At 75.6% G+C, this 15,233-nt stretch carries 3 protein-coding genes; all 3 read right to left on the minus strand.

Annotated features, from left to right (window positions below; translation table 11 throughout):
• Positions 1-19: 19 nt before the first annotated feature.
• A complete protein-coding gene (locus tag ABEB09_RS32105) occupies positions 20-1,276 on the minus strand; it encodes a cytochrome P450 (RefSeq protein WP_345693425.1) in 1,257 nt (418 codons plus the stop codon).
• On the minus strand, positions 1,273-8,607 hold the full coding sequence (locus tag ABEB09_RS32110; protein WP_345693426.1) for an amino acid adenylation domain-containing protein: 7,335 nt from the start codon (positions 8,605-8,607) through the stop codon (positions 1,273-1,275). The genes ABEB09_RS32105 and ABEB09_RS32110 overlap by 4 nt, the downstream gene beginning before the upstream one ends.
• Before the next feature lie 133 nt (positions 8,608-8,740).
• Positions 8,741-15,049, minus strand: a complete 6,309-nt coding sequence (locus ABEB09_RS32115) for an amino acid adenylation domain-containing protein (RefSeq protein ID WP_345693427.1) — start codon at positions 15,047-15,049, stop codon at positions 8,741-8,743.
• Between the last annotated feature and the right edge of the window lie 184 nt (positions 15,050-15,233).

Genomic DNA, 15,233 nt, shown 5'->3' on the forward strand with positions numbered 1-15,233 from the left:
CCGCCCGGGCGGCCGGTGGTCAGTAGCGGACGGGCAGGGCCGTCAGGGCACGGTTGAGCAGCGACGGCTGCCAGGACAGGGGCTCGTCGACCAGTTCCAGGCCGGGCCGCTCCCGCACCAGCGCGTCCACCGCGCTGACCGCGACCAGCCGGGCCAGCGCCGCGCCGATGCAGAAGTGCGGGCCGAACCCGAAGCCCAGGTGCGAGGGCCCGCCGCTGCCGCGCCGGACGCTGAACCGGTCCGGATCGGCGAAGCGCGCGGGGTCGCGGTTGGCGGCGGCCGTGACCAGGAACAGCCGGTCCCCGGCCCGTACCGCACGGCCGTCGAGATCCAGGTCGGCCGCCGCCGTCCTGATCGACATCTTCGACGGGCCGTCGAAGCGCATCGCCTCCTCCACCGCCATCGGCACGAGCGCCGCCGGGTCCTCGCGGACCGCCGCCAGTTCGGCCGGCCGGCGCAGCAGCGCGAGCAGCGTGTTGGCGATGAGGTTGCTGGTGGTCTCGCCGCCGGCGAAGGCCATCTGCGTCAGCAGCCCCACGAACTCCTCCTCGCTGACGGACGTCCCGATGCGGCCGCCCGCCAGCACGGCGCTGATCAAGTCGTCCTTCGGCTCCGCCCGGCGCTTCCGCACCAGATCGGCGAGGTAGTCCTCCAGATTGACCAGCGACTGGAGCGACGTGCGGTACTCGCGCTCCTCCTGGGCCGCGCCCAGCACCAGGTCGCCCACCCGCGCGTTCCAGTACCAGAAGGACGGCCCGTGCGCCTGCGGCACGCCCAGCCAGCGGGCGAACACCAGGGCGGGCAGCGGCCTGGCGAGGTCGGCGACCAGGTCACCGGACCGGCCGGGGGCGGCACGCCGGTCGAGCACCGCCCGCGTGGCCCGCTCGACGAACCCGCGGTACCGGTTGATCGCGCGGGCGGCGAACTGGTCCTGGAACACCTGGCGCAGCCGCCGGTGCTGCGGCGGATCGTTGAACACCATCCAGCGGGACAGGATCCCGAACGCCCGCTCGGCGTCGTCGCGGGCGCCCTCCGGCACGGCGTCCATCAGCGGACGCACCCGGTCAGCCGAGACGGCGGGCTCGCGCAGACAGTGCATCAGCTGGTCGTGACCGGTGACCAGCCACGCCCGGTGCATGGCGCTCCAGTACACGGGGTCGTGGTCCCGCAGCGCGTTGAGATAGCCGTACGGATCCGCGTTCACCGCCGGCGAGAGCAGGTACCGCTCCGTGAACACCGGAGCCGTCACCGCGGCGGCCGTCGTGGTGGCGGTCATCGGCGGACCCCCGTCCCGATCCCCGCCAGCACCGCGGCGGTCCCCGGCATCAGCCGCTCGGACATCATCGACATGTGGTCCCCCTCCGCCACATGGACCGTCAGACCGCCCAGGGCCAGCTCACGCCACCGCGCCACATACGTCGGGTAGTCGACGTCCAGGCCCGGCATCGGCTCGTCCTCCGGGAGCCCGGCCGCCACACCGCCCACCACGAGGTGGACATGGCCCGGGTACGGACGGACGCGGTAGCCGGCCAGCGCGACCAGCAGCGAGTGCCACACCTCGATCGGGGCGTTCTCCACCAGCGCCGCCTCGCTCGGGCTCATCCCCGCGCCCAGCAGCAGCGCCGTCAGCTCCGCGACGGCGGCCTCCCGCTCCGGCGAGGACGCGAGCGCGCGGATCCGGTCCCGCATGCCCAGGGCCGTCTCCATGTCCCGGCCCACCCGCGCCAGGCGCTGCGCCGCCACCGGGTTCGGCAGGTACGGTTCGATCAGGACCAGCGGCTCCACCGTGTGCCCGGCCTCGTACAGCTGCGTCGCCATCTCCAGCGCCAGGTTGGCGCCCATGGACCAGCCCAGCAGGTCGTGCGGCCCCCGCCCGCCCTGCGCGGTGATCTCGGCGACGTAGTTCGCGGCGATACCCGGCACCGTGGTCGGGTCCACCCCGCCCAGCAGGCCGCGCGCCTGGAACGCCCGCACCGGCCGCCCCGGCGGCAGCTCACGGGCGAGCGGCACGTACCACGCGGCGCTGCCGCCGGTCGGGTGCACGCACCACAGGGGCGCGCCCTCGCCGTCCCGCAACCGCACCTCCGACCGGACCTCCGCGGCCGCCGCCGCGCCCGCACGGGACGCCAGCCGCGCGATCGTCGGGGCCTCGATGAGGTCCCGTACCGTCACCCGCACGCCCCGCGCCGTCGCCTGGGCCGCCACGCGGACCGTCGACAGGGAGCTGCCGCCCAGCCGGAAGAAGTCGTCGTGCACCCCGACCTCGTCGAGGCCCAGGACCCCGCGCCACACCTCGGCCAGCACCAACTCGGCGGGGGTGCGCGGCGGCACGTACGGGGCGCCGCCCCGGTCGCGTCCGGCCGCCGGCAGCGGCAGCGCCCGCTTGTCGACCTTGCCGCTGGTGTTGACCGGCAGGGAGTCGAGGAGCACGAAGAACGCCGGCACCATGTACTCCGGCATCCGGGCGCGCAGCCCCTGCCGCAGCCCGTCCGCCGAGCCGCCGGCCCCCGTGCCGTCGCGGAGCACCGCGTAGGCGACCAGGGCCGGTTCGCCGCCGGGGAGGTCACGGCGCAGCAGCACCACCGCCTGCCGCACCTCCGGCAGCTCCCGCAGGGCGTGCTCGACCTCGCCCAGCTCGATGCGGAACCCGCGCAGCTTGACCTGGCCGTCGCGCCGGCCCAGCCACTCCACGTCGCCGTCCGGCCGCCGCACCCCGATGTCGCCGGTGCGGCACAGCCGGTCGCCGGGCGCTCCGTACGGGTCGGGCACGAACGTCGCGGCCGTCAGCTCCGGCCGGTTGAGGTAGCCCCGGCCCACGGCGTGACCGCCCAGGTGGATCTCCCCCGGAACACCGACCGGCAGGGGCTGGAAGTCGTCGTCGAGGACGTGGATCTGCGTGTTGCGGATCGGCCGGCCGATGGGCGCGCGCCGGCAGTCGGGCGAGAGGAGGGCGGCGACGGACCACGACGACGTCTCCGTGAGCCCGTAGACGTTGTAGAAGCGCCGGCCGCGCGACCACGTCCGCGCCAGCTCCGCCGGGCACGCCTCGCCGGCCACCTGGAGCACCTCCAGGCCGGGGAAGCGGTCCTCGCCCAGCACCGCCAGCGCGCTCGGCGGCAGCATCGTGCCCGTGATCCCGTGCGCGCGCAGCGTGGCCGCCAGATCCGGACCGGGCCGCAGCGCCTCCTTGGGGGCGGTGCACAGGCGGCCGCCGTTCGCCAGCGCCCACGTCATCTCCAGGATCGAGGCGTCGAAGCTGAACGACGCGAACTGGAGCACCCGGTCGGCCGCGGTCGGCGCGATCAGGTCGCGCTGGCCCTCCAGCATGTTGGTCAGGCCGCGGTGCGGGACGGCGGCGCCCTTGGGCGTACCCGTCGAGCCGGACGTGTAGATGATGTACGCCGTGTTGTCGGGGCCCACCTCGGGCGCCGGCGCGTCCGCCGTCTCCGGCGCCGTCCACGTCGCGGGATCGTCCAGGACCACCGCCGGCCCGTCGAACGGCACCGCGCCCTCCAGCGCCGTCTGCGTGAGCAGCACCCGCATCCCGCTGTCCCGCGCCGTGAACGCCAGGCGCTCCGTCGGGTGCTGCGGGTCCAGCGGGAGGAACGCCCCGCCCGCCTTGAGCACGCCCAGCACCGCCCGCAGCATGTCCGGGCCGCGGTCCACGCAGATGCCGACGACCGTCTCCGGCCCCACCCCGAGCGTCCGCAGCCGCCGGGCCAGCCGCTCGGCGTCCCCGTCCAGCGCGGCGTACGTGACCTCCCGCGTGCCATGGGCGACGGCGACCGCGTCCGGGGTCCGCGCGGTGTGATCGGCCACGCACTCGTGGAACATCCGGCCCTCACCCGCGACGACGGGGCCGCGCGCCCACGCGCCCAGCGCCTGCTCACGCGCCGCTCCGCTCAGCGCGGGCCGCGACACGGGGGCGTCCGGGGCGGCCACCATGGTCTCCAGCACCGAGCACAGCAGGTCGGCCAGCTGGTCCGCCGTCGCCGGCGACACGTACTCCGGGTCCGCGTCGAGCTGGAAGCCGTCCACGCTCGCGTTCACCAGCAGCGGGAACATGGTCCGGGCGATCTCCAGCGACTCGTCCCAGGTGTCGCCGGACAGCCGGTGGAAGTTGACGAAGTTGAACACCGCCTGGACCGGGCTCGGTTCACCGGGCCGCAGCTGCCCGAGCCGGACCAGCGGCACCCTGCGGTGCGGCAGCATGTCCTGCTCGGCCGCGAACACCGCCCGCACGTACTCGAGCCAGCTGCCCGCCGGGCGCCGCACACCGAACGGCACGGTGTTGAGGAACAGCCCGCGCATCCGGTCCGCGCCCGGCACCTCCGGACGGCCGTTCGTGACCAGACCGATCGCGTGCCCGTCGGCGTCGTCGTCCCGCTCGGCGAACAGGCTCATCAGATGGTGGAAGGCCGTGAGCAGCACCGTACGCCGGGGCACCCCCGCCCGCCGGGCCAGCCGCCCCACGGGCCCGGCGAGCCGGGCGTACGAGCGCCGCGTCTCGTACACGTTCGCCTCGTCCCCGCCGCCGTCGGCCGCGTCCTGGCCGCCGCCGACCGCCGCGTCCCCGCCGCGCCGGGTGAAGCGGACCGGGCTCAGCGCGGCCAGCGCCGCACGCCAGTAGTCGAGCCCGGCCTCGTCCTCCAGCGCCGCGCGCTCCAGCGCCACGTACTCGGCGAACCGGGGCGCGGCCGGCAGCCGCGGCGTACGGCCGTGCGCCACCGCCTGGCGGTGCAGGTCCAGCAGGTCCGCGATGAGCGACGTGAGGCTCCAGCCGTCCAGGACGACATGGCAGTCCGTGAGCGTGAGCCGCAGCTCGTGGTCCGTGAGACGGTGCAGATGGATCCGGACCAGCGGCGCCGCCGCCAGGTCGAACCGCCGGCCGAACTCCTCGTCCACGTACCGCCGCAGGGCCGCGCGCTGCTCCTCGCGCGCCAGCCCGCGCAGATCCGTGAAGCCGACCGGGAGGTGGGCGGTGCGGTGCACCAGCTGGAGCGGCTCGGAGAACGACACCAGGTCGACGGAGGTCCGCAGGATGCCGTGCTCGCGCACGACCGCGTCCACCGCGGCCTGGAACGCCGCCGGGTCGAACCCCTCCGGGACGGTGATCTTGAGGTCGGTGACGTTGTGGTACGCGCCGCGCCGCGGATCGGCCAGCATCTCGTGCAGCATGCCGGCCTGGAGCATCGTCAGCGGGTACGCGTCCTCCAGGCCCTCCGGCAGCCGGGCCCGGTCCGCCGGGTCCAGCTGGGAGAACGGCTCCACCGCCGCGGGCGCCGCCCCGTCGGCCGCGGTCGCCCGCCGCGCCAGCTCGCCCAGCGTGGGCGCCCGGAACAGGTCCGGTACGGTCAGGGCGAGCCCGGCCGACCGCGCGAGGCCGATCACCCGCAGCGCCAGGATCGAATCGCCGCCCAGGTCGAAGAAGTTCGCCGTGCGGCTGATCCGCTCCGCGCCCAGCACCTCCGCCCAGACCCGGGCCAGCGCCTCCTCCGTCGCCCCTGCCGGCGGTACGTGGCCCGCGGGCGCGGCGGCCGCGTCGCCGGCCACCTCCCGCAGCGCGGCCCGGTCGACCTTGCCGTTCGCGGTCAGCGGCAGCCGCTCGTGCCGCACGAACAGCGCGGGCACCATGTACGACGGCAGCGTCAGGCGCAGCCGGTCGCGCAGGTCCGTGGCGTCCAGCGGCCGGCCCTCGGTCAGCACCACGTGGGCGACGAGACGGGCACCGCCGTGCGGGCCGGGACGGGCCACCACCGCCGCGTCCGCCACACCCGGCAGGGCGCGCAGGGCCGTCTCGATCTCACCGGGCTCGATCCGGAAACCCCGCACCTTCACCTGGTGGTCGGCGCGCCCCACGTAAGCCAACTGGCCGTCGGGCAGCACCTTCACCAGGTCGCCCGTACGGTACATCCGCGTCGCGCCGGGGCCGAACGGGTCGGTGGGGAAGCGCTCGGCGGTCAGCTCGGGGCGGTTGCGGTAGCCGCGCGCCACCCCGCCGCCCGCCACGTACAGCTCGCCCACCGTGCCCCGCGGCACCAGCCGCCCGAACCGGTCGAGCACATAGCCGTGCTGGCCCGCCAGCGGCCTGCCGATCGGCGACGTCACCGGCGACCGCGTGTCCGCCTCGGTGATCGGCCGGTGCGTGACGTGCACGGTGGTCTCCGTGATGCCGTACATGTTGACCAGCGCGGGCCGCGCGTCCGCCGGGACCGCGAACCAGTCGCGGTAGTCCCGCGCGTCGAACGCGTCACCGCCGAAGATCACCGTACGCAGCGCGAGGCCGGCGAAGTCCGCGCCGCACTGCGCCATGTGCGCCCGCAGCCCCTTGAACGCGGCGGGCGTCTGGTTCAGCACCGTCACCCGCTCCTCGCGCAGCACGCGCAGCACCGCGGCCGGGTCGCGGACCTCGTCGTCGGTGAGCACCACCACCCGCCCGCCCGACGTCAGCGGACCCCACAGCTCCCAGACGGAGAAGTCGAAGGCGGGGGAGTGCACCAGGGTCCACACGTCGTCCGCGCCGAAGGCGAAGTGCCGGTCCGCCGCGCCCAGCAGCCAGCCGAGATTGCCGTGCGTGACCTCCACGCCCTTCGGCCGGCCCGTCGAGCCGGACGTGTAGATGACGTACGCGAGGCGTTCGGGACCCGGCGGGTCCTCGACGAGGTCCTCCGACTCCGCCGCCTCCGCCCCCGCCAGGACGTCGTCCAGCGCGATCACCTCCACCGGCAGGCCCTCCACGGCCTCGCGCCCCGCGCCGTCCGTCACCACGAGGGACACGCCCGCGTCGTCGACCGTGAACGCGCGCCGCGCCCGCGGGTGCGCCGGGTCCAGCGGCAGGTACGCCGCACCCGCCCGCCACACGCCGAGCAGCGCCACGGCCAGCTCGGGACCGCGCCCGAGGCAGACCCCGACCAGCGACTCGGGCCCCGCACCCGCCTCCCGCAGGCGCCGCGCCAGCACCCGCGAGGCGGCGTCCAGTCGCGCGTACGTCAGGCTCCGGCCGCCCCCGGATACGGCGACCGCCCCGGGCGTACGGCGCACCCGCTCGGCGAACCGCTCCAGGGCGGTGCGCGGCGCGACGGCCTCCTCGGGACCGGCGGCCTCCGGCAACGGGGTGCGGTTCGCGGGACCGTCCGGGCCCAGCAGCTCGCCGATCTCCTCGTCGGTGAGCAGCGCCATCTCGCTGAGCGGCACACTGGGCACCCGCACGAACGCCCGCAGCACCGCCACGGTGTGCGCGGCGAACCGGGCCACCCACTCCTCGGTGAACAGGTCGGGCCGGTACACGAACCGCAGCGCGATCCGGCCGGGCCCCTCCCCGCCGTCCGGGGTCTCCAGGACGTCCAGGGTGAAGTCGAACTTCGCGGTGGTCAGGTCGACCGGGAACGGTGCCCCCTCGGCGCCGTCCCCCAGGCGGTACGCCCCCGACCGGGCCTGCGTGTGCGTGAACAGGACCTGGAACAGCGGGTTGCGGCTCAGGTCCCGCTCCGGGCTCAGCTCGTCCACGACCCGCTCGAAGGGCAGGCCCTGGTGCGACAGCGCGCCCAGCACGCTCTCCCGGGTGCGGGCCAGCAACGCGTCCGACGTCGGATCACCCGCCAGGTCGGTGCGCACCACCAGGGTGTTCACGAAGAACCCGGCCAGCTGCTCCGTCTCCGGCCGCTCCCGGTTGGCCACCACGGTGCCGATCGCGATGTCGTCCTGCCCGCTGTGGAACGCCAGCGCCGCCTGGAACGCCGCCATCAGCGTCATGTACGGGGTGGTGTCGGCGCGTTCGCCGAGCGCGCGCAGCTCCGCGACCAGCGGGCCGGGCAGTTCGACGGTGTGCAGGGCCCCCATGTAGGACCGCTCGGTGGGCCGGGGGTGGTCGGTGGGCAGCTCCAGCGGTGTCAGGCCGGCCAGCGCGCCCCGCCAGTAGGCCAGGTCGGCGGTGTGGTCGCCGCCGCGCTGCCACACCGCGTAGTCCGTGTAGTGGATGGGCAGGGCCGGCAGATCGGCGGCCGGGCCCCCGGTCCTGGCCCGGTAGAACGCGGACAGGTCGCGCAGCAGGACGTCGAGGGACCAGCCGTCCGCCACGATGTGGTGCAGGGCGAGCACCAGGACGTGGTCGTCGTCCGCGACCCGCAGCAGCACGGCCCGGAACGCCGGCTCGGCGGCCAGGTCGAAGGGCCGCGTCGCCACGTCCCGTACCGCCGCGGCGAGCGCGTCGGGACCCCCGTCCCGCACCCCTGGGGGCAGCTCCACCACGTCCAGTCCCGCGGGCTCGCCGTCCAGCACGCACTGCGCGGGGACGCCCTCCTCGTCCGTGAACACCACCCGCAGCTGCTCGTGCCGCGCCACCAGGTCGCGGACCGCCCCGTCGAGCGCGGCCGCGTCCAGCGGGCCCGTGAACCGCCACGCCGCGGGCATCAGGTACTCCACACCGTCCGGGTCGAGCCGGTGGAGGAAGTACAGGCGCTGCTGCGCCGCCGACAGGGGGACGCGCTCCGGGCGCGGGTCGAGCCGCGGTATCCCGGCCGGCGCGGCGCCCGCCCGGCCGCGCAGCCTGCGCTCCAGCAGCCGGCGCGCGGCGGGGGAGAGGCCTTCGGGTGCGGTGGTGGTGGTCATGAGGGATCCGTCCCATCGAAGAGTCGGCTGATCAGAAGTCGTGTGATCAGAAGTCGTGTGATCAGAGGTCGGGCTGAATTCAGCCCCTCCTGGCTTTGAGGAGCGGGGGGTTCGGGGGCGGAGCCCCCCGATGTCAGTAGTCCGCCGTCAGCGACAGATCGATCTCGTCCTCGCTCATCGCCGAGATCTGCTCGACGAGCCGCCGTTCCACCTCGACGGCCAGCCGCTCGACCGTCGGGTGCTCGAACAGGTCGCGCACCTGGACCGGGCAGTCGAACGCCGCCCGCAGCCGGGACGCGACGGCCACGGCGCGCAGCGAATGCCCGCCCAGCGCGAAGAAGTCGTCGTGCACGCCGACGTGGGCGAGGCCCAGCACCTCGGCCCAGATCTGGGCCGTCACCACCTCGGTGGGCGTGCGGGGCGCCACGGACCCGGCCGACGCGGGCGGTTCGGGGTCGGGCAGGGCCCCGGCGTCGAGCTTGCCCTGCACGGTCCGCGGCAGGGCGTCGAGCAGGACGAACGCGGCCGGCACCATGTAGCCGGGCAGGTGGGCGCGGCACCACTCGGCGAGCTTCCCCACGTCCAGGCCCTGCCCGGCCGCGTACCCGACCAGGGCCCGGTCCCCGCGCAGCTCGCGGACGAGCACGGCGGCGGCGTGCACTCCGGGATGCCGTTCCAGTACGGCCTCGACCTCGCCCAGCTCGATGCGGAAGCCCCGGATCTTCACCTGGTGGTCGGTCCGGCCGAGGAAGTCCAGCTGCCCGTCCGGCAGGCCCCGCACGATGTCGCCGGTGCGGTAGAGCCTGCCGCCCGTACCGCCGAAGGGGTCCGGCACGAACCGTTCGGCGGTGAGGGCGGGCTGCCCCAGGTAGCCGCGCGCCAGTTCCGGCCCGCCGACGAGGAGTTCGCCCGGGACGCCCACGGGCACGAGTTCACCCTCCGCGTCCACCACGTACGTGCGGCGCGCGCCCCAGGCCGTCCCGATCGGCACCCGGCCCTCGACCGGTCCGGTGACGAGCCGGGACGTCGCCGAGATCACCGACTCCGTCGGGCCGTACGTGTTCTGGACCGGCACGTGCGGCAGATACGCGAACCACCGGGCCAGCGGCGCCGACGGCAGCGTCTCACCGCCCGTGACGACGAGCCGCAGCCCCTTCAGGTCGTCCGCGACCGTGTCGAGCCGGGCCGCGATCTCCTCCCAGTAGGAGGGCGTCACCTCCATGACCGTCACGCCGTCGGAGCGCACCCGGGCGGCCAGTTCCTCCACCGTCCACACCTCGTCCGGGCGGATCACCACCGCGGCACCGGCGCCGAGAGCCGGCAGGACCTGCTCCAGCGACGCGTCGAAGGAGAACGAGGCGAAGTTCATCACCCGGTCCTCGGCGGTGATGCCGAACCGTTCCCGCGCGGCGAGCGCGTGCGCGGCCAGCGCGTGGTGCTCCACCCCCACGGCCTTGGGCCGGCCCGTGGACCCCGAGGTGAAGATGACGCACGCCAGTTCGCGCGGGGCAGGCGTGTGCCGGGGCGCGCCGGGGGCCGGCCGGACCGACTCCACGGACAGGACCGGCGCGCCCAGCCCGGCGGCCCGCGGGGCGGTGGCGCCGTCCGTCACGACGTACCGCACCCCGGCCCGCTCCACCATGTACCGCAGGCGCTCCTCGGGCAGCTGCGGGTCCAGCGGCACGTACACCCCGCCCGCGCGCCAGATCGCGGCCATGGCGACGACGGACCACAACCCGCGCCCCAGACACACCCCCACCGCCGTCTCCGGACCGACCCCGGCGGCGCGCAGCGCGTCCGCCAAGCCGCCCGCGAGACCGTCGAGTCCGCCGTACGTGAGGGACGCGTCCCCGCAGACCAGCGCGACCGCCCCGGGCGCGCCCGTCACCGCGTACGGGGCCACCTGCGCCACCGTCGGGCACGGCCCGGCGACCGGGCCGGTCAGCTCCGCGTACTCGGCGTCGGACAGCATCTCCAGCCGCCCCACCGGCCGGTCCGGCCCGGCGAGCGCCGACTCCAGCACCCGGCCCACGTGCCCGGCGAAACGGGTGACCGTGGCGGCGTCGAAGAGGTCGGTGCTGTACTCGACGTTCAGCGCGAACCGGTCGGGATACAGCAGGAACGTGGCCGTCAGGTCGAACTTCGCCGACCGCCACGGCAGCGCGAACGGCTCCACGTCCAGGCCCTCGGCGCGCGGCCCGCCCACCGGGCTCTCCTGCACGTCGAACATGACCTGGAACAGCGGGTTGCGGGACGCGTCCCGCTCCGGCCGCAGCCGCTCCACCAGCCGCTCGAACGGCACGTCCTGGTGGTCGAAGGCGCCCAGCACGGTCTCGCGGACCCGGCCGAGGAACTCCCCGAAGGCGGGCTCGCCGGACAGGTCCGCGCGCAGCACCACCGTGTTCACGAACAGCCCGACCAGCCGCTCCAGCTCCACCTGGCCACGCCCCGCCACCGGGGTGCCCACCGCCACGTCCCGCTGCCCGGACCAGCGGGCCAGCACGATCTGCACCACGGCCAGCAGCACCATGAACCGGGTCACCCCGTGCCGGCGGGCCAGCTCGTCCAGCCCCGCGGCCAGCGACCGCGGCAGGTCCACCTCGACCGCCGCGCCCCGCCCCGACCACACCGCGGGCCGCGGCCGGTCCGTGGCCAGCTCCAGCGGCGCGAGCCCGGACAGCGCCGACTCCCAGTAGCGCAGCCGCTCCTCCAGCGCCCCGTCCTCCGCCGCGCTCCGCTGCCACACCGCGAAGTCCCCGTACTGCACCGGCAGCGCGGGCAGCCCGGCCCGGCGGCCGGCGAGCCGCGCCGCGTAGCACGCCGACACCTCGCCCACCACGACGTCCTTGGACCAGCCGTCGGTGGCCACGTGGTGGAAGGCGATGACCACGACGTGGTCGTCCGGGGCCACCTCCCAGACGCCGGAGCGCAGCAGCGGCGGCGCGGAGAGGTCGAACCGGCGGGTCGCGAAGGCCACGGCGCGCTCCCGCACCCGGTCCAGCGGTCCGGTCCCGACACCGCCGCCGGCGACGCGGTCGGCCCCGCCGTCGCCGCCGTCCGGGATCGCATGCCACTCCAGCGGCACCCCCACGGCCTCCAGCACCCGCTGCGCGGGCCGCCCCTCCACCTCGACGAGGGCAGTGCGCAGCACCTCGTGCCGGGCCACCACATCGTCCAGGGCGCCCTGCCAGGCCGCGCGGTCCAGACCGCCGCGCACCCGCCAGGAGAACCACAGCACGTACTCCTCGCCCCGGTCCGACATCCGGTCCAGGAACCACATCCGCTCCTGCGCGAACGACATCGGCAGCGGCCCCGACCGGTCCACCGGCACCACACCGGCCCCCACGGCCGCCCGCCGCGCCGCGCCGACCAGCGGCCCGAACTCCCGGATCCGCGGGTTCTCGAACAGCGTGCGCAGCTCCACCTCACGGCCCAGCCGCTCCGCGATCCTGGACACCGCCATCGTGGCGAGCAGCGAGTGCCCGCCCAGCTCGAAGAACCCGTCGTCGATGCCGACGCGCTCCACGCCCAGCACCTCGGCCCAGATCTCCGCCACCACCCGCTCCGTGGCATCACGCGGCGCCGCGTAGTCCGCACCGCCGGCGGACCCGTCCGTGCCGATGTCCGGCAGCGCCGCCCGGTCGAGCTTCCCGGAGGCGTTCACCGGCAGCGCGTCCAGCACCGCGAACCGCGACGGCACCGCGTAGTGCGGCAGCCGCCCCGCACACCACGCCCGCAGCGCTACCGGGTCCACCCCGCCCCCCGGCCCGGCGACCACGTAACCGGCCAGGGCCGGCGCCCCGCTCGCGTCCGGGCGAGCCGCCACGGCCGCGGCGGCCACCCCCGGGCACTCCCGCAGCACCGCCTCGACCTCGCCCAACTCCACGCGGAAGCCCCGGATCTTCACCTGGTCGTCCGTCCGCCCCAGGAACTCCAGCTCCCCGTCCGCACGCAGCCGCACCAGGTCACCGGTGCGGTAGAGCCGCCCGCCGTCCCCGTACGGATCGGGCACGAACCGCTCCGCCGTCAGGGCCGGCCGCCCGAGGTAGCCGCGCGCCAGTTCCGGTCCGCCGACGAGGAGTTCACCCTCGTCGCCGACGCCCACCAGGTCGCCGCGGGCGTCCACCACATGGGCCCGGCGCCCACCGAGGGGCCTGCCGATGGGGACCCGGCCGGGATCCCCGGCGCCGGGGAGGACGTCGTACGCGGTGGCGGTGACGGTCGTCTCCGTGGGCCCGTACGCGTTGCACACCCGCACATGGGGGACGCGGGCCCGCCAGGCGGCCAGCGGGCCCGCCGGCACGTCCTCCCCGCCGAGGATCAGCAGCCGCAGCGACGACAGGCCGGCCGCCGCGTCACCGGTGAGCGACTGCGCCAGCCCGGACCAGTAGGTGGGCGGCAGGTTGACCACGGTGAGCCCGTGCCGGCGCACCTCCGCGGGGATCCGCGCGGGATGCCACTGCTCGTCGGGGCGGATCACCACCGTCGCACCGCACGACAGCGCGGGCAGCAGCTGGTCGAGCGAGGCGTCGAAGGAGAACGACGAGAAGGCGAGCACCCGGTCGTCGGAGGTCATGCCGAACGCCTCCCGCGCGGCGGCCACATGGGCCGACAGCGCACGGTGCTCGACCCCCACGGCCTTGGGCCGGCCCGTGGAACCCGACGTGAAGATCACATACGCCAGCTCCTCGGGCACCGGCACATGACGCGGCCCCCGCGCGTCGGGCCGTACCGACTCGACGGGCCGTACGGGCAGCCCCAGCGCGGCGGCGGCTTCCGCGGTCGTGGCATCGGCCACGACGCACCGCACCCCCGCCTCTTCCACCATGAACCGCAGCCGCTCATCGGGGAGTTGGGGATCGAGCGGGACGTACACCCCGCCGGCCCGCCAGATGCCGGCCATGGCGACCACGGCCCCGATGCCGCGCCGCACCAGTACGCCGACGCGGTCACCGGGCCGTACCCCGCCGTCGGCGAGCGCCCGCGCCATCCCGCCCGTCAGGGCGTCCAGTTCCCCGTACCGCACGGACTCGCCCTCGCAGACGAGGGCGACCGCGTCGGCCGCGCCCGCCACTTGGAACGGCTCCGTACTGCCGGCCCGCGGCGCCTGCGCGCCCGTGACGGCCGGCGCGTGGGCCTCCCGGCCGGTCAGCGGCGCCAGGCGGCCCGCCGCCTCGCTCACCGGCGCCTCGGGCGCGGCCACCACGGCGGCCAGCAGCTCCGCGTAGCCGTCGCGGAAGCGGCGCATCGTCCCGGCGTCGAACAGGGCCGTCGAGTACTGCAGCCGGGCCGCGACGGTCCCGTCCGGCCGGCTCCCCAGGTCCAGGAAGACGTCCAGCGGCGTGCCCTTCAGCGGCGTCGCCACCAACTCCACGTCCAGGTCACCGAGCACGGGCGGCCGCTGCGTGCCCGCCAGCGTGAAGGAGGCCTGCGCCAGCGGGTGGCGCGACAGGTCGCGCGCCCCGCCCACCGCACCCACCACCCGGTCGAACGGGGCCTCCGCGTGCGAGAAGTCCCGCAGCGCCCCCGCCCGCACCCGGCCCAGCAGCTCCGCGAACGACAGGTCGCCGGACAGGTCGGTGCGCAGCACGATCGTGTTGACGAACGGGCCGATCACGTCCGCGACGCGCGGGTCTCCCCGGTCGGCCAGGGTCGTGCACACGGCGATGTCCGACCGGCCCGAGTACCGTCCCAGCAGCGCCGTGTACACCGCGAGCAGCACCATGTACCGCGTGGCCCGGTGCTCACGGGCCAGCCGGTCGACGCCGGCCACCACATCGGCCGGCAGGTCGAAGCGGACCACGTCGCCCGCCCCGTCCCAGAACCGCGGGCGCGGCCGGTCCGTGGGCAGCTCCAGCGGGGCCGCGCCCGCCAGCCGGTCGCGCCAGTACGCCAGCAGACGCTCCATGCGCGGTCCGCTCAGCCGCTCCGCCCGGTCCCGCGCGAAGTCCGCGTACTGCACCGGCGGGGCAGGCACCTCCTCGCCCCGGTACCCGGCGGCCAGTTCGCGCAGCAGGACGTCCCACGACCAGCCGTCCACCGCGATGTGGTGGACCACGAGCAGCAGCACGTGCTCGTCCGGGCCGAGGCGGGCCAGCGTGGCCCGCAGCGGGATCTCCTCCGCCAGGTCGAGCGGACGGGCCAGTTCCGCGGCGAACAGCTCGCCGACGCCGTCGAGGTCGACCCGCGCGACGGCGAACCGGCCGGGCGGCTCGACGCGCGGGACGGGCTCGCCGCCCACGGTGACGAACCGGGTCCGCAGCACCTCGTGGCGGGCCACGACACCCGCCAGCGCCCGCTCCAGGGCGGGGACGTCGAGAGCGCCGCGGATCCGGAGCGCCAGCGGGAGCAGGGAGTCGGCCGAGCCTCGGGAGAGCTGGTCGAGGAACCACAGCCTCCGCTGTGCGGACGATACGGTGCGAACAGCTGCGCCAACCTTCACTGCGGGCCTCCAAGCGGTGTTTTCCCCCACCTTCTTGGCTGCGGCGCGGGCCCAGTAGGGAAGAAGACGCAGCCGCACGCGCAGAAGCCCGTACGCGCGGAAGTCCGTACGTCGCGGAAGTCCGTATGTGCGGAAGTCCGCGCGGCAGCGGCCCGGCACGCGAACGGCGGCGCGCCCCGCCGGA

The organism is Streptomyces coeruleoprunus (assembly GCF_039542925.1).
In the GTDB taxonomy this organism is placed as follows: domain Bacteria; phylum Actinomycetota; class Actinomycetes; order Streptomycetales; family Streptomycetaceae; genus Streptomyces; species Streptomyces coeruleoprunus.

Bases quoted from the DNA above. Each gene is read 5' to 3' on its own strand.
- ABEB09_RS32105 (WP_345693425.1), bottom strand. From the start codon at position 1,276: ATGACCGCCACCACGACGGCCGCCGCGGTGACGGCTCCGGTGTTCACG.
- ABEB09_RS32110 (WP_345693426.1), bottom strand. From the start codon at position 8,607: ATGACCACCACCACCGCACCCGAAGGCCTCTCCCCCGCCGCGCGCCGG.